At 49.5% G+C, this 22,420-nt stretch carries 19 protein-coding genes and 1 riboswitch; of the genes, 9 read left to right on the top strand and 10 right to left on the bottom strand.

Annotation, left to right across the window (positions count from 1 at the left end; translation table 11 throughout):
* Positions 1-122 precede the first annotated feature (122 nt).
* From cmoA to CBX96_RS05180, 8 genes are all read left to right on the top strand, one after another.
* Positions 123-854, top strand: coding sequence for a carboxy-S-adenosyl-L-methionine synthase CmoA (gene cmoA, locus CBX96_RS05215; RefSeq protein ID WP_109285961.1), 732 nt, complete (start codon positions 123-125; stop codon positions 852-854).
* The gene (cmoB, locus tag CBX96_RS05210; RefSeq protein WP_011622666.1) at positions 851-1,843 is read left to right on the top strand and encodes a tRNA 5-methoxyuridine(34)/uridine 5-oxyacetic acid(34) synthase CmoB; all 993 of its coding nucleotides are present in this window, start codon (positions 851-853) and stop codon (positions 1,841-1,843) included. Before cmoA ends, cmoB begins: the two co-directional genes overlap by 4 nt.
* 83 nt (positions 1,844-1,926) lie before the next feature.
* Positions 1,927-2,754 carry an ATP-dependent zinc protease gene (locus tag CBX96_RS05205; protein ID WP_109285960.1) on the top strand — a complete coding sequence of 276 codons (828 nt, stop codon included), beginning with the start codon at positions 1,927-1,929 and terminating at the stop codon, positions 2,752-2,754.
* 173 nt (positions 2,755-2,927) lie between these two features.
* On the top strand, positions 2,928-4,439 hold the full coding sequence (locus CBX96_RS05200) for a UUP1 family membrane protein (RefSeq protein WP_109285959.1): 1,512 nt from the start codon (positions 2,928-2,930) through the stop codon (positions 4,437-4,439).
* Entirely contained in the window at positions 4,439-5,383 is a 945-nt protein-coding gene (locus CBX96_RS05195) for an alpha-L-glutamate ligase-like protein (protein WP_089067852.1), read from the top strand. Before CBX96_RS05200 ends, CBX96_RS05195 begins: the two co-directional genes overlap by 1 nt.
* Positions 5,358-7,250, top strand: coding sequence for a M3 family metallopeptidase (locus CBX96_RS05190; protein WP_109285958.1), 1,893 nt, complete (start codon positions 5,358-5,360; stop codon positions 7,248-7,250). Before CBX96_RS05195 ends, CBX96_RS05190 begins: the two co-directional genes overlap by 26 nt.
* Positions 7,177-8,376 carry a DUF3541 domain-containing protein gene (locus CBX96_RS05185; protein WP_109285957.1) on the top strand — a complete coding sequence of 400 codons (1,200 nt, stop codon included), beginning with the start codon at positions 7,177-7,179 and terminating at the stop codon, positions 8,374-8,376. The genes CBX96_RS05190 and CBX96_RS05185 overlap by 74 nt, the downstream gene beginning before the upstream one ends.
* 174 nt (positions 8,377-8,550) lie before the next feature.
* Complete coding sequence (locus CBX96_RS05180) at positions 8,551-9,453, top strand: LysR family transcriptional regulator (RefSeq protein WP_011716942.1); 903 nt, start codon at positions 8,551-8,553, stop codon at positions 9,451-9,453.
* 178 nt (positions 9,454-9,631) lie between these two features.
* Here the strand turns inward: CBX96_RS05180 and CBX96_RS05175 are convergent, their stop codons facing one another.
* The 9 genes from CBX96_RS05175 to CBX96_RS05135 all read right to left on the bottom strand — a co-directional run bounded on the left by CBX96_RS05175 (position 9,632) and on the right by CBX96_RS05135 (position 20,719).
* Complete coding sequence (locus CBX96_RS05175; RefSeq protein WP_109285956.1) at positions 9,632-11,785, bottom strand: putative metalloprotease CJM1_0395 family protein; 2,154 nt, start codon at positions 11,783-11,785, stop codon at positions 9,632-9,634.
* Positions 11,786-11,787: 2 nt separating this feature from the next.
* Positions 11,788-12,051: a hypothetical protein gene (locus CBX96_RS05170; protein ID WP_011622658.1), complete on the bottom strand. Its 264-nt coding sequence runs from the start codon at positions 12,049-12,051 to the stop codon at positions 11,788-11,790.
* A gap of 124 nt (positions 12,052-12,175) precedes the next feature.
* Positions 12,176-13,291 carry a 2-iminoacetate synthase ThiH gene (gene thiH / locus CBX96_RS05165; RefSeq protein ID WP_109285955.1) on the bottom strand — a complete coding sequence of 372 codons (1,116 nt, stop codon included), beginning with the start codon at positions 13,289-13,291 and terminating at the stop codon, positions 12,176-12,178.
* Positions 13,288-14,052, bottom strand: a complete 765-nt coding sequence (locus tag CBX96_RS05160) for a thiazole synthase (RefSeq protein WP_109285954.1) — start codon at positions 14,050-14,052, stop codon at positions 13,288-13,290. The genes thiH and CBX96_RS05160 overlap by 4 nt, the downstream gene beginning before the upstream one ends.
* A gap of 1 nt (position 14,053) precedes the next feature.
* Complete coding sequence (gene thiS / locus CBX96_RS05155) at positions 14,054-14,257, bottom strand: sulfur carrier protein ThiS (protein WP_037430926.1); 204 nt, start codon at positions 14,255-14,257, stop codon at positions 14,054-14,056.
* Positions 14,254-15,270, bottom strand: a complete 1,017-nt coding sequence (locus tag CBX96_RS05150; protein WP_109285953.1) for a HesA/MoeB/ThiF family protein — start codon at positions 15,268-15,270, stop codon at positions 14,254-14,256. Before CBX96_RS05150 ends, thiS begins: the two co-directional genes overlap by 4 nt.
* Positions 15,267-16,964: a thiamine phosphate synthase gene (gene thiE, locus CBX96_RS05145; RefSeq protein WP_109285952.1), complete on the bottom strand. Its 1,698-nt coding sequence runs from the start codon at positions 16,962-16,964 to the stop codon at positions 15,267-15,269. Before thiE ends, CBX96_RS05150 begins: the two co-directional genes overlap by 4 nt.
* A 2-nt stretch (positions 16,965-16,966) precedes the next feature.
* The gene (thiC, locus tag CBX96_RS05140) at positions 16,967-19,120 is read right to left on the bottom strand and encodes a phosphomethylpyrimidine synthase ThiC (protein WP_109285951.1); all 2,154 of its coding nucleotides are present in this window, start codon (positions 19,118-19,120) and stop codon (positions 16,967-16,969) included.
* Between the two features lie 158 nt (positions 19,121-19,278).
* A riboswitch (TPP riboswitch) is annotated at positions 19,279-19,377 on the bottom strand.
* Positions 19,378-19,552: 175 nt separating this feature from the next.
* The gene (locus tag CBX96_RS05135) at positions 19,553-20,719 is read right to left on the bottom strand and encodes a hypothetical protein (RefSeq protein WP_109285950.1); all 1,167 of its coding nucleotides are present in this window, start codon (positions 20,717-20,719) and stop codon (positions 19,553-19,555) included.
* Positions 20,720-20,995: 276 nt separating this feature from the next.
* Between CBX96_RS05135 and CBX96_RS05130 the strand changes: the two genes are divergently transcribed.
* Positions 20,996-21,679: a hemolysin III family protein gene (locus CBX96_RS05130; protein WP_109285949.1), complete on the top strand. Its 684-nt coding sequence runs from the start codon at positions 20,996-20,998 to the stop codon at positions 21,677-21,679.
* 98 nt (positions 21,680-21,777) lie between these two features.
* Here the strand turns inward: CBX96_RS05130 and CBX96_RS05125 are convergent, their stop codons facing one another.
* Positions 21,778-22,308, bottom strand: a complete 531-nt coding sequence (locus CBX96_RS05125) for an NUDIX hydrolase (RefSeq protein ID WP_086903475.1) — start codon at positions 22,306-22,308, stop codon at positions 21,778-21,780.
* Positions 22,309-22,420: the final 112 nt, after the last annotated feature.

Here is a 22,420-nt window from a genome sequence, read left to right as displayed (position 1 = left end):
ATGTAAATACTTTGTTATTGATGCATATTAGACAGAAATTTCGGGCAAATTACTAGCCGAGACTTGCTGGTAGTCAACGGGATTCGTTAAAATGCATGGCTGAATTTTCGAGATATTCCCAGATGAACGCTTCCCAAGATACTATCTACGCTCAAGCGAGCGAACACATTAGCGATTTCCAGTTTGATAACCGTGTCGCGGGTGTCTTTAGTGACATGATCCGCCGCTCGGTGCCTGGCTATACGCAAATTATCAATACTATTGGCGATTTTGCGGATCGTTTCGTCAAGCCTAATACCCAAGTATATGATTTAGGCTGCTCTTTAGGCGCAGCCACCTTAAGTATTCGCCGTCAAATCCAAGGCCGCGATTGCCGCATTATCGCCGTGGACAATAGCGAATCCATGGTGACGCGCTGCCAAGAAAACCTCAATGCCTATGTGAGTGATACTGAGGTTGAGCTGATCTGCGGCGATATTCGTGATATTCACATCGAAAATGCCTCTTTAGTCGTGCTTAACTTTACCCTGCAATTTTTACCGCCAGAGGACAGAGAGTCGCTGATCGCAAAGATTTATCATGGCTTGAATCCCGGCGGTCTGTTAGTGCTGTCGGAAAAAATTCGCTTCGATGATGCGCCTATTCAAAGTGTGCTCGAAGAGCTGCACTTAGACTTTAAACGCGCCAATGGCTACAGCGAGCTCGAAATCAGTCAAAAGCGCAGCGCGCTCGAAAACGTGATGAAGCCCGATACCTTAACTCTCCACCAGCAACGTTTGACTCGCCAAGGGTTTAGCCACTTTAGCTTGTGGTTCCAATGTTTTAATTTCTCTTCCATGGTGGCCATCAAGTGATCAGTTTCAGCTCCTTTTACCAACAAATTGCCGATTCCAATTTGCAGCATTGGCTCGAGACTTTGCCAGCCATTCTCGGCAAATGGCAAAGAGAACATAAGCACGGCAACTTACCCAAGTGGGAAAAAGTGCTCAATAAGCTGCACTATCCTGCCCCAGATCGCGTTGACTTTGTCAGCAGCGTCACAGTCGGCACAGGCGAACAACTCACGCCCGGCGAAAAGGAAAAGCTTGAGAACCTACTGCGCTTGTTTATGCCTTGGCGCAAAGGCCCATTCCATATCCACGGCATTCATATCGATACCGAATGGCGCAGCGATTGGAAGTGGGATCGCGTGAGCCCGCATATTTCTCCTTTGCAAAACCGCACAGTGCTCGATGTCGGCTGTGGCAGCGGTTATCACATGTGGCGCATGCTTGGTGCGGGCGCAAAACGCGTGGTGGGCATCGACCCTTCACCGTTGTTTTTATGCCAATTCGAAGCCGTTAAGCGCCTAAGTGGTGAAAATCACCCGGTGCACTTACTGCCACTTGGCATTGAAGAGTTGCCACCACTGGATGCATTCGATACGGTTTTCTCCATGGGCGTCTTGTATCACAGACGTTCGCCTATTGATCACTTGTTGCAATTACGTGATCAGTTACGCATGGGTGGGGAATTAGTGTTAGAGACTTTGGTAATAGATGGTGATGAAAACGCCGTACTCGTCCCTCAAGATAGATATGGGAAAATGAATAATGTATGGTTTATTCCATCCGTCGCGGCCCTGATGCTCTGGCTAAAGAAGTGTGATTTCACAGACATACGTTGTGTCGACACCGATGTCACCGCCCTAGCCGAACAGCGCCGAACCGATTGGATGCCGAATGAGTCACTGGTTGAATATCTTGACCCTAACGATATCACTAAGACTATCGAGGGTTACCCCGCGCCGAAACGCGCAACGATTATTGCGGTGAAAAATCAACCCAATCAAGATTTGACCTAACGAGTTAACTCCAGTGGCCTAATACGCTTATGCCTAGGTAAACCCTAGGCATAAAACCCGTTTTAACGCCAATAGGAAGTACTATGCTAAAGCAGTTGATCGCTATCGCCGTTGCCAGCAGCTTAATCGGATGCGCAGCGACAGAACCGACCGCCCACGCCCCCAAACCACTCGATACTGATACCTTTAATACCCGTCTTAATCAGCAGCAAGATCAATTAGTGGCTGCGATTAATCAGCAATGCCAGCCTGCGGATTTAACCTCGCTTGCGACACTCAACAGCCAAGTCGAGCAGCTCAGTCTGCAAATCAATCACTTAAATCAAGCGGCGAAAAACCTCAGCGCGCAAAAGCAAGCCGCGGTGGTGACGCCAGCGCCGAGCCAATGCCCCAAATCCGCCCTTGGGGATAAGTTTTTACTCGGTGAAATCGAAAATGTGTTTATCGATGAACTCAATGCCAGTTTTGCCACCCGCATTGATACCGGCGCAGAGTCCTCCTCCATCGATGCCCGTAATATCACCCTGTTTGAGCGCGATGGCGCCCAATGGGTGCGTTTCGATGTGTTTACCCAAGGGGAAAAACAGCCCGCGACAAATTTCGAATCTAAGGTCGTGCGTTTTGTACGGATCAAGCAGGACGCGAATGAAAAGGACGATCGCCGCCCCGTGATCCACGCGCACCTAAAGATTGGCCAATATTCCGCAGAGACAGATCTTAACCTCACCGACCGTAGTCACCTCGACTATCCCTTATTGCTCGGCCGTAAATTTATCAAAGATATCGCCGTAGTCGATGTCGGCCAGCGCTATGTGCACGGTAAAGCCAAACAGCCCAAAGCCACACCTAAACAACCCGGTCCTGAACAACCCAAAGCAGAGTCAGCTATCGTCTCCAGCGGCAAAAAATAATAACCGCTTGAGCTTATTGGTCTGTCAGCTTGTGGCATCGCCGCTCAATCTGACGCAGCCTGACGTAGCTAATACCCGCCACGCGTGGATCTTACGCGTGACGACGAGTTCGAACCGCCAATGCCTAGGTTAATCCCACTTTTTTGGCCATTGGCGCAACATGGGAAACACGTATGCATTCACGTAAACCTTTTTACATTTTGGTGGCATTACTATTTATTGTCGGTTTAAGCGCCAGCATTTACCGCGGCGTTAAGCATCAGGTGCCTTTTCTCCCCGGCGAGCAAGTGCAAAGCTGGGCGGTAGACGCCAAGATAAGCTTCGATGGCACAGGGGATGCGGCCGAAGTGTCCTTCTCTTTACCACAGGATCCCGCCTATGAAGTCTTGGTCGAGAACGCCAGCTCCCCAGGCTTTGGGCTGTCCCTGAGTGATGATAAGGACGCGCGCCGTGCCAATTGGTCGATTCGCGAGGCCTATGGCAGCCAAGATCTCTATTATAAAGTGACCCTAGTGCCGACGGGTGTGACCCAAATCCACAGCGACGATATCCCAAGTCAACCAGAGCCTTACCTCTGGCCCGCGACCGAGAAGACCGCTGCGGAGCAAGTGATTAACGAAACTTGGGCGCGCAGCGCATCGAACTTGTCCTTCGCCCAGCAATTAATGAATGCAATCACGGCCACTAAGCGCAGCCAGAATATGGAGCTACTGCTGTCAAGCCAAACCGCGACGCAAGTGTTTTTGCACATGCTGCAAACCAAGGGCATTCCCGCCCGTGAAGTCAGCGGACTCTACCTTGAAGATCAGCGCCGCCGTCAATCCCTGTCCCCCTTTGTGGAAGTGTTCCATAACGGCGAGTGGGTGTTATTCGATTTAGTTAAAGGCAAGCAAGGCCGACCAGAGAACTTACTGCTGTGGGAACGTTCGGGCCATTCCGTGCTCGATGTGATGGGCGGCGTGAACTCGCAGGTGCATTTCTCGATGTTGCAAGACACCCGCTCGGCATTAGCGACATCCATCGATATGATGATGATGAATAACAATGCCTTGGATTTTTCGCTCTACCAATTACCGCTAGAAGAACAGAGTCTATTTAAGGGTATTTTATTGATCCCTATCGGGGTGCTGATGGTGGTGTTTTTACGGGTGATCATTGGGGTGAAAACCTCGGGTACCTTTATGCCAGTCCTTATCGCCCTCGCCTTTATTCAAACCAGTTTAGTCACGGGCTTAGTCGGCTTCTTACTGATCGTAGCCTGCGGCCTAATGATCCGCTCCTACTTATCCCAATTAAATCTGCTACTGATCTCGCGAATATCGGCGGTGATCATCGTCGTTATCGGCATTATCGGGGTCTTTACCTTGCTCTCCTATAAGTTCGGTTTAAGCGAAGGACTGACGATTACCTTCTTCCCGATGATTATTTTGGCGTGGACCATCGAACGTATGTCTATCCTGTGGGAAGAAGAAGGTCCGAAAGAAGTGATAGTGCAAGGCGGTGGCAGTCTAATGGTCGCCACCCTCGCCTACTTAGCCATGAGCGCCAGTTGGGTACAACACTGGGTATTTAACTTCCTTGGGATCCACTTAGTGATCTTGGCTTTAGTACTATTAATGGGCCAATACACAGGTTATCGCCTACTCGAACTCAAACGCTTTAAACCACTCGCGGGAGATGCCTAATGAATATTGCTTGGCCATGGGAGCTTCGCGCGCGCGGCGTGCTCAATATGAATAAGCGCAATATCGATTACATTGGTCGCTATAATCCGCGTAAATTTTATAAACGAGTGGACGATAAGCTGCTGACTAAACAGTTGGCATTGGCCAATGATATTGCCGTGCCCGATTTAATCGCCGTTGTGCGTGAGCAGCATGAAATCGTGCATATTCCCGAGCGCGTTAAAGGCCGCACAGGGTTTGTGATCAAACCTGCCAAGGGCTCTGGTGGTAAAGGCATTTTAGTGATCACCCATATCGAACAGGGGCGTTACTATAAACCCAGCGGGCATGAAGTCAGCCCATCGGAATTGGATAGACACGTGTCCAATATCCTCAGCGGCTTATTCTCCCTTGGCGGCAAACCCGATGTGGCGATTGTCGAGGGACTGATTGAATTCGATCCCGTGTTTGATGGTTACAGCCATGAAGGCGTGCCCGATATCCGCTTGATTGTCTTTAAAGGTTTTCCGGTAATGGGGATGCTCAGGCTCTCCACCGCCGCTTCCGATGGTAAGGCCAATTTGCACCAAGGCGCCGTGGGTGTGGGCGTTGACATTGCCACGGGAAAAGGGTTACATGCTGTGCAATTTGATGCTCCAATTGAGTTTCATCCAGATACAGGCAAAAAACTCACCGATATCGTCGTCCCCCACTGGGACAGCTTGCTGCATACCGCATCGAGCGCATATGAAATGTGTGAGATGGGTTATTTAGGCACAGATATGGTGCTTGATCAGACTAAAGGCCCGCTGTTATTGGAACTCAATGCACGCCCGGGACTGGCGATCCAGATTGCAAATGGAAAAGGCATTTTGCCTAGACTTAAGCATGTCGAAGCCATGTCATCCCATTCAATGACAGTTGCAGAACGTGTAGCCTATGCAAAAATCCATTTTAACGGCTAGCCTGTTTGGCTGGTGTTTATCCTCCCTCGGTGCAGCCTATGCTGCGCCAAGTCCTGTGCCGCTGCTGGTAGAGCAGTGTTTGCGCCAACCCAATATCCATTTGGCTGGCGCCTTCGCCAGTTACGCCAGCGCCCACCAGCTATCTGCCTTAACACTGGCGGATAAGGCCCTAGTGTTAGAGCAGCAAACCATAGGGCTGAATAATGTCAACGACAGACTCACCTACTACCGAGGTTTGCCGCTGTCGGGGGATGAGCGCCAAGGTATACTGCAGTGTCAATTGCGTTTAGCCGACACTCTGAGCGACTTACTAAACCAAGCAGAATTTAGCCAACTGGCGTTTGAGCTGACACAAGCAGCATCGATAAATCATGCTGCAGCAAGTCAGGAACAGGCCTTGCTCGGTGAGCAATTAACGGCTTTATTGCGCCAGCATTTATCCATTATGGATAAAGCCAAGCTGCACACGGCGCAGGCTAGCATTCGCCAAGGCTTAGGCAATCAGCAGTTTCAACTGGATATTCAAGCGGCTAACTGCCAGCTCACGGATGAAGGAGCGGAGGTTAATACAGCCAATAACGAGGAAGAAACGGCAAATTCAGGCACTTTTTCAGGGACTATCGCCAATTACCTGTTAAAGCAACCCGATGCAGAATGTCGGCAAACCCTGTGGCAAGCCTATCAAGGTCGAGCCAGGGAACATAATCAAGTCGCCTTACACCGTATTGCCGAGCTACGCCAACGCATTGCCAATGACGCAGGTTTTAGCGATTACGCCAGTTACAGCCTCAGCGATCAGCAACTCAATACCCCGGAATTAGTTAAAGCGTTTCTCGATAGCCAAACCGAAGCGATTCAAGTTGCCCCTTGGGATCTTGGCCGTACCTTATCGCAATTACCCAGTGCGCAAACCACCGCTCTCAATACCCGTGAGCTGCTCGACAAGGCCTTAACAAGCTTAAGCGAGTTTGGTTTACGTTTTGAGGTGATTAGCGAGCATCTAGACTCGGCAGCTACTCAAACGGCAATAGCACAAGCGCAGCAACAGATCCTCCGTGTTTACCATACGGATAGATTATTGGGAGAAGTGTATCTGGCTATCGGCGCTCAAGATAAAGTGAATAAACCTAGGAATGCCAGCCAACACACCCTCAGGCAAAATGTGATTGGACAGCAATTTGGTCAACAGGCGCTTGAGCTCCCCGCGACACTCAATAATTTCAAAGATATCGAACGCTTTACCCAAGCCCTCGCCGATGCAATGACCTCACTGGCGCGCGGCAGTCATTTTTACCTTAACAACACTTTAGGCCCGACGCTCGATACCAATCAATTACCGAGTCTTTGGCTCGCTAAGGTATTACGCCAAACGCTATTCCCCCAATTTGATACCCTATATATTCAGCCGAGGGAAACGCTCGCAAGCACCTATGCGACGCAACTTAAAGTCTTTCGCGCTAAGGTAGCACTTAACTTTTACCAGTCTTTAAACCAGCAAAGCTATCCGGATCTGCCTGCTGAATTTTGCAAAAGCTTTGGGGCGAACTGGACACAAGCGATTGATTACCCATACAGTTTCAATGCAATCGCCAACGAAGGCCCACGTTATTATCAATCCCTGTGGCAAGCCAAACTCGCAACGCTTGTCCATCAATCCACCCAAGACTGCCAAGATAAGCTTGGGCTTTTTAATCTCCTCGTGGTCAATGAGACCGCACTCACCTTGAGCGAGCAACTGCGCGCCATACTTGGCGAACCCGTGGATGCCGCTGCGCTTATCCAAAGGATTATCCATGTCTCAGGATCTGAAAATCACCCATACACCACAACCGAAACACAAACTCACACTACCCATTGCGCTTTTTAGCGGTTTAGCCTTCTTTACCGCACAGAGTGCTTTCGCCAACACCCAAAGCTCACCCCTAAGTCACGCTGGGCTTGAGTACTCACAAAACATACTCAAGCCAAACGCCGCGGATAAAACCGAATTAAGCCAAAGCGACGTTGTGCAGCTTATTCAACAGAACCTTGAAACCCATCTCTATACACTCCCACCTCGGGTGCAGGGCCATTATGGGATCCGCCTCTATCGCCTGACGGGCGATGAGCAATATGCCAACGCGGCGTTAGTCGATCTTTATGCGGTAACCGAGGCCCAAGCGTTTTATGCCTGCCAAATGGATAACCCTGAGTTTGTACGCCAAGCCTCACAGAACGCCATCGACGAACTGGGCAATGGTCCCAGAGCCAAGGCCCGTAAAAAAGCCCTCGCGCCCTTTCCTGAGTTTTTATTTTACTCCGATGTGCTATTGCGATTTGCCAGTCGAATCGATGAGTTAGGCTTTACAGGTCCTTGCCATAATCAAATGATCCAAGCCCTCAAAAAGGCCGACTTACGACAAGGTTTGACCGATCCCGCGATGATTAAAGCCTGGGCGGCGCAACTGATTAACTATGTGTATTGGGCCAAACAATTGGGTGTAGGAGATTATCTAGAGGACTATAAAACAGCGTTTACTCGGGTTTACCCCGACGTGCAGGATGCCACACTTAGCAAAGCACAGTTTAGTAATAAGCTCTACGGCATGACGCATTTTATCTTTGCCGCCAGTGAATATTATCAGCATCGAGTGGATGCCACTGAGTTTGCATGGATTTTGGACTATTTTGACGCAAACATTGAGCGAATTTTACAGGATGCGACCGACGATATTATTGCCGAAGTCGGCATTAGTTTTCTGCTAGCGGGCAAGGCAGACCATCCTGTCGTGGCTCAAACTCGGGCGTATATTGCCAACTCGTTCGACCCTGATAGTCAAATTATTCCCTCACCCAAGGGCAATCCTGACTTAGCCCTTGGCGAGCATCGCAATGTGCTTGCGATAATGTTACTTAATTGGCCAGAAACGCTCTATCCCGGCCCCTATCTGAACGAACTTAACGCGACGAAAAAGTATTTACCTATGGGCGTCACTCCCAAGGTTATCGATTAACCCATTACCCATAGTTTGTACTGATAAGAGGTTGTCACGCCGCAGCATTGCAACGCGATAACCTCTTTTTCAATTAACACGATAATAGTATTGAAAAAACGATCATAGCTCGCCACTATAAGCCTCAATCTATCGCTTTTTTAGAAACCTGTCGTTTTCGACATGAGGACAACCATGACTCGCGCGAAATCCACCCTTGAGCAATGGCGTATTTTACAGGCTGTCGTCGACTATGGCGGCTACGCGCAGGCGGCAGAAAAGCTCAATAAGAGCCAATCCTCACTCAATCATGCGGTGGCTAAGTTGCAACACCAGCTCGGTATAGAACTACTCGAAGTTCGAGGCCGCAAAGCTTACCTGACACCACAGGGCGAAGTATTATTGCGCCGTTCGCGCCATGTGACTCAAGCGGTCAATGAATTAGAACAACTCGCTAGCAACCTTGAGCAAGGTTGGGAGCCCACGCTCACCATTGCCCGCGAAATCGTTTATCCGATGGAAAGTCTAGTGTGCGCGCTAAGTGACTTTTTACCCCATAGCCGCGGCACTCGGATCATTATGTTGGACTCAGTCATCACAGGTACTCAAGAATTAATCCTTCAAAATAAGGTCGATATTGCGATTTGCGCCGGAATTCCACCGAAAGGCTATTTATCCGAGCCCCTGTGTGAACAAGAGCTGCATCTGGTTTGCCACCCGAGCCACCCCTTGGCTGAAATGGGCACCTTAGACGATGACAAGCTACTGGCGCAGCACCTGCAACTGGTGATCAAAGACACCGGCCTGCAACCCAATGTTGATATCGGTTGGTTGAAGGCCGAGCAGCGCTGGACAGTATCTAACTTCCATGAGGCGAAAGTCATTTTAAATCAGGGTATTGGTTTCTGCTGGATCCCATCTTTCCTTATCCAAGAAGAATTAGCCGCAGGCAAACTAGTGCGCTTACACCTCCAAGGCAGCCAGAAACGGCGGATTATGTTAAGTCTGGTGATCCCGAATCGTGACCAACAGGGCCCCGCTTCAAAACTGCTGGCCTCTTATCTCCTCAAACATCATGGTGTAAGTACAAGCGATTAACCACGCTCAGCTTCTTCCACCGTATGCGGCAAAACGAGCACCTGGCTAGCAGGGAATCATTGTGGGTTTATCCTTTTAATGGCGACTGAACTTGTCATGCGGAGCATGGCTTAAGCGATTGTCCTTAATAGGCAAACGCTAGTTAGTTAAAATTTGCGGGCATTTCGAGAACGAGAGACTAGACATTTACATCTAAAAAGCGTGGTCGATGCAATGCTAAGGTTTGAGGATTAAACAAGCCACGCGATTCTTGGCGGCTCGAAGACTCAAGCGCCAATCCATTAGAAATAACACTATCTGGCTCGTAGCTAGACGAATCAACTACCCGCTCAAGTGAAGCATCACCCGAACCTGATTGATTAACTTCAGTGTTTCCCTGACTTGCCAGCGTTGCCACGGCGACCGAGCCATAGAAACGCACCGCATTACTGCCGTTTGTGGTGTGACTCGATGTGCCCTTGTTATCACGAGACGACGCCAACCGCTGCATAGCAACCTCTGGCGCTTCATCCTTATTTGATACGGCGCCGAACGCTAAGGTCGCCGTTGGCGGCTCGATGGTCTCTGTCTTATCAACTTCAGAAGTATTTGCTGCATCTGAGGTTTTACTCGATGCGACCTGCGCCGCAATGGCTTGTTTAATCTTATCAATCACATCTGTTACAGGTGCCGATGGTTCCTCTTGGGGCGCAGTGATATTGCCATTAGCATCAATCTTGCCTGTGACTTGAATTTGCCGCTCCTTAAGCGGTGGTAAACCTTCAATCTGTGCCTCGGCGCCAATCAGCGTTTCCGTTGTCGGTTGATCAACAATCTGCTGCTGACGTTCCTCTGCAAGTTTTGCCTTGGCCTCATTCATTTTCTGTAGTGCTTCTGCGGCAACACGAATATCCGCCGAAGAAGGATCAACGGGTGCCATCGCCGCCGCATAGACCTGCTTCATCTTATTGATGGTCGCCAGTGGATCGCCAGGTACTATCGACACATCGATTTGCACCTCACCGTCAGTTGCATATCGCTGACCATCGGCACCTTTTTCATATTTAAAACTGGGGCTTTGGGCATATTGACCGCCCACACTGGCGTGAGCATGCTCATGTGCTTTGACTTCTGTGTCCCTTGATTTTAATGCGTCCACTTGGGCTTTTTGCTGCTCAATTGCCTTTTCTTGTGCCTGTTTAACTTGCTCCTTCGCTACATCTTGCTGACGAGTTTGCTCATCCTGTGTCTGCTGAGCTTGTTTAGTTTGCTCTGCTTTGGCAAAAACCTCGGCTAACGCTTGCTGCTTTTGTTCCTGCTCTTGTGCCGCCTGTGCCCTTGCCTGCTTGGCTTGTTCATCTCTCGCATCTTGAGCCTGAATTTGTTCTGTTTGACTCTGCTGTTGTTGCGTTTGAGCATTTGGGGTTATTCCAGCACCAACTTGGCCGCGCTCACCCGAGGGTTCACTAAAAACACGGCTTAACTGCTCACTTACACCGCTGGATTGATTGCCCTCTTGCAGCGCATTTGAACTGGCAAAAGCTGAGGCGCTGGAATCTGACGCTTTGCCTATCGCATCTGCACCAGCAAATTCAGTCGCAAAAGGAGTCACCACTGCACTTGAGGCATTAGGATTAATGCCATTTGACCCGGTTGAGCCAATATTCGTAGTGACAGCTGTAGATGTAGAGAAAATATTGGCTACCCCCACGCTCGCGGAGCCAACATTTCTGCCAGTCGTGGCAATTGTGGCCGCAAGGCTTGGGGACGTAGGAGAAAAAGGCGTAACAGCACCACTTGTGGCGCTAAAACCTACATCCGATGCCCCCAAGATTGACACTGAAGACTGAGTGGCTATAGCAGCAATTTGCCCTTCCCTCATTCCGCCAATCGAGCGAGGGCCTGTGAGTAAGCTAAAGCTACTTGAAGCATCTAAGCTTGTATTTAACGGAGGCGAAACTCTCTCTTTAGAATGGAGTTGTGCCTTGGTATTTCCACCGAGTGCGGTGAAAGCCTTCTGAACAGATCCAGTATCAACATGAGATGAAATCGGAGGACTAGCAGGTTTGACATCCGTCAATGAAGCGGGCGGTGTCGTACTGATTGGCATAGCTTGGTCCATCACAGCCCCGAGGCTGCTTAGTGATGGTGCAAGTGCCCCACTCGCTTCGAGTTTTGGCGCATTTAGGTTAAGGGTTGAAGCGGAGAACGTTGCGACCGCCTGACCATTTCCCCCTTGATAAGTCTGTCCGCCTTGAGGTTTTACGCCTTTTGCTGGCTCAATCGACTTATCCGCGCCCAAAAACGAAGTGGATGGCGCGCCAATTTGTGCTGACAGCGCCATAACCGACATAACTATACCTTGATGTTAATTATCGAACCTATGGTTTCTGACTCTCGCTCGAGTACCTCAGTCGATGCCTCACCTTGTCGCAATGATTCATTTGCCGCCAGTAACGCCGAAGTTTTATCGGGTTCATCTACCGCCTTCGCGGTTTCTGTCGGCGCAGCACTTTGCGATGGGCTAGGTTTGGCCACATCAATCGTTGCCTGCGTGAGCCCTGATTGGGCCGTTTGCAAGCCTTGCAGACCGGAAGCATAAGCAGATTGGATTTGCATAGGAGTATTCCTGCATCTGGTGATGATTGGATTAATTATTAACCAACTCGAGTGCGAAGTACAGATTTATCGCCCCTTCTAGCGGCATTTTCGAGCGCATTTATGCAGGATCTTCGCACGCCATTTAACCCGCAATCCAAGCCGATTCCCAATCCTTAAAAACCGGATTGAATCCCCGAAGGCGCATCTGAGCCATGACTTGCTCAACGGTACGTTCATCGCTTATCTCAAACTGATCTAATTGACTCTCTGGCGCCTGATAACCACCAGGTTGCGTTGAACTCCCCGCACTCATTTGTGTTATCCCAAGTGGCAGCAAATTATCCCGAAGTGATGGCGCCTCGCGTGTCGATAAACTGATATCAAGTTGCTGATTAAAAAGCCTGAAGGCACAGATCAATTGTACCAGTCCAAGATCTGTTAAATGCACTTTTGGCGTTATTCCGCCGGTACAAGGCCGTAAACGCGGTAACGAAATACTAAAGCGAGTCCGCCAGTAATGCCGTTCTAAATAGTCCAAATGATGACCCATCAGTAAGGCATCGAGTCGCCAGTCATCCAAACCCAATAACACGCCTAGGCCAATCTTATCGACACCTGCGCTGGCAACGCGGTCGGGCGTTGCCAGCCGATACGCAAAGTCCTGCTTATTGCCTCGGGTGTGATGCTTAGCATAGGTCGCCGCTTGATAAGTTTCTTGATACACCATCACAGCATCAAGCCCTAGCTCGACAAGTTGGCGATAATCAATCTCATCAAGCGGCTGAACCTCCATGGCCAAATAACTAAACTGCTGTTTTACAATGGGTAACACGCGTTTAAAGTAATCCATCCCCACTTTAGTTTCATGCTCACCCGACACTAGTAAGATGGAGTCAAAACCACGGGATTTAATAATCGCCATTTCGGCCGCAATTTCCTGCTCATTGAGCACTTTACGCTTTAGCTTATTACTCATGCTAAAGCCGCAATAGTCGCACTCGTTGGCACACAGATTAGACAGGTATAAGGGCAAATAGAGTCCGATATTGGCCCCAAAGCGTTGCCGAGTGAGCGCCGCCGAGCGCTGCGCCATTTCTTCGATATAGGGCTCTGCAGCTGGAGACAACAAGGCGAGTAAACTCTGCAGATTACCCTCGGGTTGCATCAGGGCGCGCTCAACCTCCACTGCGGTGCAGGAATATAACGCCAGCAATAACTTATCCCGTTCAATACGGGCAAATTGGTCGACAAAACTCATTGCTGCAAGAATCCCGTTAGTGGACTAGTATGCACAGCCTGAGTCTGCACTCGGCCAAGCCCCGCTTCAAAGGCGCGGCGCCCGCAATCCACCGCATCCTTAAAGCACTGCGCCATTTCAATGGGAGAAGCACTGCTCGCGATGGCGGTATTAACCAGCACGGCATCGGCTCCCAATTCCATCGCGTGCGCCGCATGGGATGGCGCGCCGATCCCCGCATCAATCACCACAGGCACTTTTGCCTGCTCAATAATCATCTTGATAAAAGGCTCGGTCACCAACCCCTGATTGGTGCCAATTGGGCTTGCCAATGGCATCACAGCGGCGCAGCCGACCTCTTCTAAGCGGCGACACAGCACAGGATCGGCATGCACGTAGGGCATCACGATAAACCCACGTTCACACAGGGTTTTGGCCGCCGCTAACGTCTCGACCGCATCGGGCATCAGGTATTTAGGATCGGGATGAATTTCAAGTTTAACCCATTGTGTTCCCAGCATTTCCCGCGCTAATTCGGCGGCAAATATCGCTTCTTTAGCATTTCGCGCCCCCGAGGTATTAGGCAAGAGTCGCACACCCGCTTGTCTAAGTGGCGATAACAAATCATCTGCCCCTGTTTTTAAATCAATTCTTTTCATCGCAACCGTCACTAACTGCGACTGAGACGCCTTAATTGACTCCAGCATCAGCTGACTTGAGCTGAATTTTCCCGTGCCCGTAAATAATCGTGACTCAAATTCCACGCCCGCAATCGTTAACATCTTAACCTCCAGCTACCACGGCAAATACATCTATTTTATCCTCATGGTGGCAGAGGATAGATGACCATCGGTGTTTTGGCACAACGGCCTCGTTAAGCACTAAGGCAACCGAGTGTTGGCAAATATTTTGTGCTTCTAACAAGGCTTGTAAACTCAGCGGTTGTTGCAGTGTTTGGGGCACATTGTTGAGATGAATTAAAATCATAACAAACCTCGCTTAGGGACAGATTTGAATGAAACGGTTGCGGTCGAATGCTGAGTGTTAGCATTCGCCTTTTCTACGCGCTCGCTTGATTGGCATTGCATGAATTCACTCGGCTTTACTGAATTCGGCTTTAATGAACTCGGTTTTAATCCGCACACTTCGCACTCGGGATCACGGGTTAATGCGGCCGAATGCCATTGCAGCAACTTGGCATCGAAGCGCCAGAATCGCCCAAGTAGCGCTCTCGTGGAGGCGATTGAATGGCTTGCCTCTTCGAAAGTCTGATTGGCTGTTTGCTTTGTTGCAGAGGTTGGCGGCGTGGCTAGGAGCAACAATTGCATTGCTAGCAGCGCCTGCATCGATGCCATCACGCCGACACTGGGCCCAAGCACACCTTGGCTGCTACAATTTTGTGGCGCGCGAGTATTCGAGGGGAAAATACAGTGATAACAACCGCCCATTGGGAAACGCTGTTGATCAACCGCAAACAGTTGACCGTTGAAAGCGGCAATGGAGGCACTCACCAGAGGTAAGGCATGCTCAATACACAGTCGATTGATACAGTGACGCGCCGCAAGATTATCGGTACAATCAAGTACTAACCTCGTCTCTTCACCATGGGCTAACAGACGAGCAAATACAGTGTTCGCAGACTCGAGAGTCAAAGGCTCGGCAAAGGCATCTATCTCACAACCTTGCGCCAACACGGCCAATTTCTGTTTAGCAATGATGGCTTTGTGATGGCCAATATCGTCGTCACTAAAGAGTAATTGCCTTGGCAGATTGGACAATTCCACCCTATCGCCGTCGACAAGCGTTATGCGCCCAACACCGGCACAAGCCAAATACTGCGCCGCCAATTGCCCAAGGCCGCCGAGGCCTACGATAAGGACATGAGCCTGTTTAAGCTGCAACTGGCCAGCCTCCCCGACCTCAGGTAAAAATATTTGCCGCGAATAACGAATAAAGTCTTTATCGGCAAGGGATTGCGCCTGCTCTTGTGTGATGCTCATAGTCTTGAGTTCCAAGCTCGCGTCAATTCGGCAAAGGCCATTATTGGATCGCTTGATTCAGTAATCGCCCGCACCACGGCAATATTGCTCACCCCAGTCGCTTTGACTTGGGCAAGATTCGAAGATCCTATGCCGCCAATTGCCACTAAGGGATAGTGCGGATTTAACAGTTCAACATAATGAGTGAGTTTGAATAATCCCTGCGGCGCCGATGGCATTTGCTTGGTGGTCGTCGGGAAGATATGCCCAAGGGCGATGTAAGATGGCGCATGTTGATGGGCACGCAGTAACTCGAAATAACCGTGGCTCGAGATGCCAAGAGCCAAGCCTGCTGCATGAATGGCGTAAAGATCCGTTACCGCCAGATCTTCTTGTCCAAGATGGACCCCAAATGCGCCATGCTTTATCGCTAACTGCCAATGATCATTGATAAAAAGCTGCGCATCATAATGCTTACCTAAGGCAATCGCGGTTTGGATTTGTGCCTCAAGTTCGTCCGACGCCAGCACATTAGACATTAGTGTATTAGACTTTATCCTGAGCTGTACCGTCTTCACGCCCGCCGCCAATAACTGTTCGAGTAACAGTAAGTTATCGACAACTGGATAAATCCCTAAGTCAGGTTCAAGGCGCTTAAACGCGCCGCATTGCAAATCACTGGATTCACTCAAGCTGTTTTGAGAATAAGCAGTGACCTGAGGATACGCCGTTAAGCTGTGCGGCCAAGCGGTACGCGCGAGTGGCCCTGGGCCTTGGCCAATCCCCTGTGCATAAGTTAAGCCTTGATTGACATAGGCTTTTGCTACCACAACTGCATCCTGCAATACAAAGCCAAAGGCTAACACCGAGGCGATGGCTGAAGACAGAGTACAACCACTGCCGTGGTTATGGCGCGTGTTTATCCGCGCACTGCTCAGCCAAAAACCGCCATTAGCGTCAAGCGGTGAGCAGCCAGTAACCTGATGACAAATCAACAAATCTTCCGCCAAACGCTGATTATCAGCGGCGATACGATGACTTGTGATATCGCTTTTGTGATCGCTTAAGAGATCACTGGTGTTAATGCCAGCACTTGCCTTAGCCGCAAAATCAATATCGCCGCCCTTGGCTAATACACTACAAGCTAATTGCGCTGAGAGTTGCATTGCCGCAGCGGCGAATTCTGCTCTTGTGTGTATTGCTGACGCTTGTTTGTCTGTGGCGACAGTAAGCCTTGCCAGCTCCTGCACATTCGGCGTTATCAGACTAATCAAGCCTTTAAAGGGAGTAAAATCCAGAGGCTTGCTCGCCGTGCTCTTATCGCCGAGTTCGTCTCCACAGCTTGCAACCATCACAGGGTCGAGAATAACGGGGACGAGTGGAAATTGGGTTTTAAAGCCAGCCAACCAGTCGGCAACTAAGTGCACTTGCTGCTGATTTGCGAGTAAGCCAATTTTAATCGCCTGAGGCGGTAAATCGGCTAACAGGGTCGAGAGCTGTGTGAGTAACATTGCCTCACTCACAGGCTCTACTAACGCCACCGCCACCGAACTTTGGGCCGTTAACGTGGTGATCACGCTGCATCCATGGCCGCCCAAATCCTTGATGGTGGCTAAGTCGGCTTGGATCCCCGCGCCGCCACCGCTGTCTGAACCGGCAATGGTCCAGACGATAGGTTTAGGCGCTACCTGGCTAATATCTTTAGCAAGGGTCATTATCAAACCTCCGAAACCTGTGCTGTTGGTTTGAGCTCTGTCCCATCCTGCTGCTTGGCCGATTCATTGGCTGTATTAGCATCGCCCAGCGGCAGATACAGTTTGGCGCCCGAGGCCGCAAACTCAGCCGATTTTTGCGCCATGGCCGCCGCTAATTCATCTTGGGTTTTGACTCTGATCTGCTGAATTGCTTCTGTGTTTGATTGCCCTTGTTGAGCAGGGTTTATCGATGCAAGCGCTTCAGCGCTCTCAACATTTTGGCTTGACGAAGCCACTGACAACGTACCCGCCGCTAAACTTGCCGCATAGTCGCGCACATCTTGGGTGATCTTCATCGAGCAGAACTTTGGGCCACACATAGAGCAAAAATGCGCAACCTTTGCCGACTTCTGTGGCAGAGATTCATCGTGATAGGCTCGGGCGGTATCAGGGTCAAGTCCCAGGTTATATTGGTCTTCCCAACGGAATTCAAAACGCGCCTTGGATAACGCATTGTCGCGGATCTGCGCGCCCGGGTGGCCTTTTGCAATATCGGCCGCATGGGCGGCAATCTTGTAGGCAATCAGCCCTTGTTTGACGTCCTGCTTATTGGGCAAACCTAAGTGTTCCTTCGGCGTCACATAGCAGAGCATGGCGCAGCCATACCACGCGATCATCGCCGCGCCGATCCCTGAGGTGAAATGATCGTAACCCGGCGCAATATCGGTAATTTGAGGCCCTAGGGTATAAAACGGCGCCTCGGCGCAGTGGATAAGCTGCTTATCCATATTCTCCTTGATAAGTTGCATCGGGATATGTCCAGGCCCTTCGATAATGGTCTGCACATCATATTCCCAAGCGATTTTGACCAGCTCGCCTAAGGTCTCAAGCTCGGCAAACTGTGCCTCATCATTGGCATCGGCAATCGAGCCTGGACGCATACCATCGCCTAATGACAGCGACACATCGTAGGCCACGCACAGCTCGCAAATCTCACGGAAATGGGTATAGAGGAAGTTTTCTTGATGGTGGCTCAAGCACCATTTGGCCATAATCGAGCCGCCGCGGGACACAATTCCAGTCACCCGTTTGGCGGTCATGGGCACATAGCGCAATAACACGCCCGCGTGGATGGTAAAGTAATCGACGCCCTGCTCCGCTTGCTCAATCAAGGTATCGCGAAATACTTCCCAGGTCAGGTGCTCGGCAACCCCATTCACTTTTTCAAGTGCTTGATAAATCGGCACTGTGCCAATAGGCACTGGCGAGTTGCGGATAATCCATTCGCGGGTTTCATGGATATAGCGCCCAGTGGACAAGTCCATCACAGTGTCCGCGCCCCAACGGGTTGACCAGACAAGCTTTTCGACTTCCTCCTCAATGGAGGACGTGACCGCCGAGTTACCGATATTGGCATTCACTTTCACTAGAAAGTTACGACCAATAATCATAGGTTCGGCTTCAGGGTGATTGATATTTAACGGAATAATGGCGCGGCCACGGGCAATTTCATCACGGACAAATTCAGGGGTAATCGGTTTACCAATCACAGCGCCAAAGGATTCACCTTGGCCGCGGCGGTTTAAGATTTCGTCCTGTACCTCGGCGAGCGCCATATTTTCCCGAATCGCCACATACTCCATTTCAGGAGTAATAATCCCTTGGCGGGCATAGTGTAATTGGCTCACGCGTTTACCCGATAAGGCGCGGCGAGGACGAACAATCGCACTTGAACCGGCTTCGAAGCGCAGATGATCGAGCCCATCATCCTTGAGGCGCTGCTGGGTAAAATCTGAGGTCGCACAATCAAGCACTTCGGTATCTTGGCGCTCGATAATCCAAGGTAATCTGAGCTTGGCTAAACCTTGGCGCACGTTAATTTGTGCAGCCGGATCGGAATAAGGACCGGCGCAGTCGTACACAGGAATGGGAGGATTTTTCTCGACTATGGGCGCGGTCGCAGTGCCGCCAATCCGCGTATCGGTTTGCAGAATTTGCCGCATCCCTACACGGAGATCCTCACGGCTTCCCTGCAAATACAACTTTTGCGAATTAGGGTGTTGTAATGGTTTAAGGGTATCGATAAAGGCTTGCGCCTGGGCGCGCGCCGCACGGCGGCTCGTTTGCCCTTGGGCATTAACGGCAATCGATTCTGAGGACGATTCTAAACTGGACATAAGCAATCTCACTTTAACAAATAAAAATGGGGTTGCTTGTCTGGAGACTTGAGTGTTGAAGCTGAGCCGTGCAAACCCTAAGCAGATTTGCGGACTCAATAACGACTAAATCGGTGGGTTAATACAGGGCAAAAGGTGGCCGCTGATACGATTTAATGGATGTTATTATGCTTGTTTCCTTCGCAGGTTTTAACCTGATCAGGTTCAACGGATCCCGAATAAACGGTCTCAGCCAAGAGGCACTCCGACAAGATGGGCAAAAGTATAGGCAGAAGCGCAGCGAACAAACAAGCGTAATTTCAGAATAAAAATTAAATTATCAATCAAAATAAAAGAATGAATAAAGCATTGTATTTAAACACTTTCTATTTTGATTCGTTATAAGATCGCTGATTAAAGCTATTTTTAGTGAAAAATTATCATCGTTATTTTTTAACCTTTTGACCGCTTTACCATCATTTTATCGAGCTGCGCCTTAATGGCATCGTCAATTTCTTGGTTCATTTTCTTGCCACTGCAATCGAAGGGGAAACCTAAATTCTCGGCATAGGGATTAATTTGGGTGCCCACCTTAACAACCCGATAGCAGGTATCCCCTTTACGGACAATTCGATTGGGATCCAGTTCTAAATCCAAACTGCTGGGGCCGCTAAAATCGTCGGCATTGGGCACAATCAGCACCTCCATCTCAGGGCTCATTTCAGACAAATTCGACCGTTTGCTGTAATGATTTGCCTGCTCTAACACTAAATCATCCAAGACTTGCTCACGCTGGCGCTCAAAATAGCGCTGGGTAAATAATCCCACGCTGCCTGCCGCCCCGCCGCCGCTTTGCCCACTTGCCGCTGACTGCTCTGTACTTACCGCTTGTGCCGAGCTTGATTGGATTTCTGCCTTTTGAGGCTTAACAGCTTCTTTCTCACTCTGCTGGGTTTGGCCCTGAGTTGAAGCGTTAGGTGTTGAGGCGTTAGGCACTGATGTGCTTGGTACTGGTGCTGTTGATTCTGTTACTTCTGATGCTTTTACTTTTGATAATTGGGCACTGACTTCAGGAGGTTTTGTAATCTGCTCAGTGGGTTTTGGCATCGGCTTTACCGTACTAGGCGCTGAAGTTATCGGCTCGCGAGAAACCGCAGACTCTTCCACTGAGATATCTTGAGCCGAATCCGCAGGAGCGGTTTGCGTTGGCGGCGCATAAATAAAATATGCCTTTAATGCTTTGGTTGCAGTTCGAGCATTGGCTGAAGATTCGCTAAACGACAGCCCTAACTGCTCCGACTGGGTTCGCCATAAAAAAATTAATAATAACAGCAGTAAGCCATGGCCCAAGATGACCCAAAGTAATAGCTTAAGATTGAAGTAATGCGACCACTCTCGCCAACTGAAGCCTAAGTTGGGTCTGAATGCGCTATCGCTCTCTCTTTGGTTAGCCTCACTCAAATTGAGGTTTATTGCACTCCCCAAGGGCTCTGCATGGGCGCTAAAAGAGGTAGCACAAAAAGGCATAGCGGAGAATGCTACGGTCTCGTCGTTTGTCACGCGGCTGTGCGCAACAAAACTGAGATCATCTTCTGGGGTAATAGTCGAACGAACAGGCAAAATCCATCCCTTAGTACTTTATGGACAAAGTACTTAACAAATCCATGATTACTACGGGGGATTAGAGAAAGCGTACCGCACAAAGTTCCAGGGCGTTGACATTAATCAGTCGTAAACAGGCACCATAATGTTGTACAACTAGATAAGAGCTTGCCTAAGTCTCAGTTGATAATGTGAACTTCAAAATAAATTAGCTTACACGTGTAAGCTAATTATGGCTTTCCAATTTACCAACTGATAGACTCAGTCATTATCGCCATCGAGTGGATCAACAGCATGCCAAGCCAGAGTTTGATAGAGCCGCAAATGAGTCATGATAAACCATTGAATATCAGTGGGTATAGCCTTAGTGAAGAGATAGCCAACAGCATCAGCCATTGTCTAGGGGTGATCGCGGGCGTGGTTGGCTTAATGTTTATGATCCTCAAAGGCGTCGACCACCTCACCAATATTCAGCTCACAGGTGTTATTATTTATGGCGCAAGCCTCATCCTGTTGTTTTTAAGTTCTACCCTGTATCACAGCGTGACGCATGTAGGCTGGAAACATAAGCTCAAGATTGCCGATCATTGTGCCATTTACTGCTTAATTGCAGGCACCTATACCCCGCTGATGTTAATCAGCCTGCAAGGACAGCTTTCAACCATTATCCTCACGGCGATTTGGTCTTTGGCTATTGGTGGGATTTTATTTAAAACTTTGTTTATTCATCGCTTTAAAAAAATGAGCCTAGTGCTCTATTTAGTGATGGGTTGGCTGTGTGTGACTGTGATGGGCGATTTGACGGCGGCGATGTCACCGCTAGGATTTAAGCTTCTGCTATTGGGCGGGTTGTTTTACACCTTAGGGGTGATCTTCTATGTCGGTAAACGCATTCCGTACAATCACGCGATTTGGCATTTATTTGTATTGGCGGGCGCGATGAGCCATTTCTTTTGTATTTATTTAACCGTGATCTAGCCGCTAAGACAGACTTTCCTCACAAGCCATCCTTAGGATGGCTTTTTTATGTCTGCGTGTTGAGCCAATGTGCCAATAAGACCATCGAGCATGGCTTTCTATAGCAATTCTTCAACGATTCGTTTGAGCAGAAAGGTTTCCCTGTCGATAGATTGCCCTTTATTGGCAAACGTCCGTAGGATCGCTTCATTATGGGCAATCGCTTGATGGATATTGATCCACTCTGGGCGCATCCCGTTTTTTATCTCATGGGCTTCGAGCCTTGGCTCACCCAAGCCGCGTTCGCCAAGGCTCATATCGATTTCGCAAAGATAGCAATAAGAGTCCATATGCATCACGTTTGCCCCCTCACGAAACCAAGAACGATATTCCTCATAACGGCCAAAGGGCGCTAACACTCTGGCGGCAATGGCGCCGGTTTCTTCCTGCAATTCGCGGATAAGTCCAACTTCGATACTCTCGCCCTTATCCACCCCACCGCCAGGCAAACCATAATCGCGATATTTCTGGGTATAGAGCAGCAAAATATCTTCCCCCGACAGCACTATGGCACGGGCGGCTTGGCGATAAAAAATCTTCGCCTGTTTAAGATTGAGATTGGCAGCTTGGGTGGACTTCAATAAACGCATAATAAAACTCAAGATTAACGGCCTATTAGCATAAACCAACTCGGTGGATTTACAGAGCAAAACCGTTTTAACGCCAAGATGTAGTACTCAATGGGCGCATTTGACCTATAGG

Source organism: Shewanella sp. BC20, from assembly GCF_003129585.1.
Lineage (GTDB): Bacteria > Pseudomonadota > Gammaproteobacteria > Enterobacterales > Shewanellaceae > Shewanella > Shewanella seohaensis.
The sequence above is the reverse complement of the archived record's forward strand: the minus strand, read 5'-3'. Positions and strand labels throughout refer to the sequence as shown.

What these genes read in the sequence shown, in the direction of transcription:
- cmoA (WP_109285961.1), top strand. Translation starts at nt 123, where the DNA reads ATGAACGCTTCCCAAGATACTATCTACGCTCAAGCGAGCGAACACATT.
- CBX96_RS05205 (WP_109285960.1), top strand. Translation starts at nt 1,927, where the DNA reads ATGCTAAAGCAGTTGATCGCTATCGCCGTTGCCAGCAGCTTAATCGGA.
- CBX96_RS05200 (WP_109285959.1), top strand. Translation starts at nt 2,928, where the DNA reads ATGCATTCACGTAAACCTTTTTACATTTTGGTGGCATTACTATTTATT.
- CBX96_RS05195 (WP_089067852.1), top strand. Translation starts at nt 4,439, where the DNA reads ATGAATATTGCTTGGCCATGGGAGCTTCGCGCGCGCGGCGTGCTCAAT.
- CBX96_RS05190 (WP_109285958.1), top strand. Translation starts at nt 5,358, where the DNA reads ATGCAAAAATCCATTTTAACGGCTAGCCTGTTTGGCTGGTGTTTATCC.
- CBX96_RS05185 (WP_109285957.1), top strand. Translation starts at nt 7,177, where the DNA reads ATGTCTCAGGATCTGAAAATCACCCATACACCACAACCGAAACACAAA.
- CBX96_RS05180 (WP_011716942.1), top strand. Translation starts at nt 8,551, where the DNA reads ATGACTCGCGCGAAATCCACCCTTGAGCAATGGCGTATTTTACAGGCT.
- CBX96_RS05175 (WP_109285956.1), bottom strand. Translation starts at nt 11,785, where the DNA reads ATGTCGGTTATGGCGCTGTCAGCACAAATTGGCGCGCCATCCACTTCG.
- CBX96_RS05170 (WP_011622658.1), bottom strand. Translation starts at nt 12,051, where the DNA reads ATGCAAATCCAATCTGCTTATGCTTCCGGTCTGCAAGGCTTGCAAACG.
- thiH (WP_109285955.1), bottom strand. Translation starts at nt 13,291, where the DNA reads ATGAGTTTTGTCGACCAATTTGCCCGTATTGAACGGGATAAGTTATTG.
- CBX96_RS05160 (WP_109285954.1), bottom strand. Translation starts at nt 14,052, where the DNA reads ATGTTAACGATTGCGGGCGTGGAATTTGAGTCACGATTATTTACGGGC.
- thiS (WP_037430926.1), bottom strand. Translation starts at nt 14,257, where the DNA reads ATGATTTTAATTCATCTCAACAATGTGCCCCAAACACTGCAACAACCG.
- CBX96_RS05150 (WP_109285953.1), bottom strand. Translation starts at nt 15,270, where the DNA reads ATGAGCATCACACAAGAGCAGGCGCAATCCCTTGCCGATAAAGACTTT.
- thiE (WP_109285952.1), bottom strand. Translation starts at nt 16,964, where the DNA reads ATGACCCTTGCTAAAGATATTAGCCAGGTAGCGCCTAAACCTATCGTC.
- thiC (WP_109285951.1), bottom strand. Translation starts at nt 19,120, where the DNA reads ATGTCCAGTTTAGAATCGTCCTCAGAATCGATTGCCGTTAATGCCCAA.
- CBX96_RS05130 (WP_109285949.1), top strand. Translation starts at nt 20,996, where the DNA reads ATGCCAAGCCAGAGTTTGATAGAGCCGCAAATGAGTCATGATAAACCA.
- CBX96_RS05125 (WP_086903475.1), bottom strand. Translation starts at nt 22,308, where the DNA reads ATGCGTTTATTGAAGTCCACCCAAGCTGCCAATCTCAATCTTAAACAG.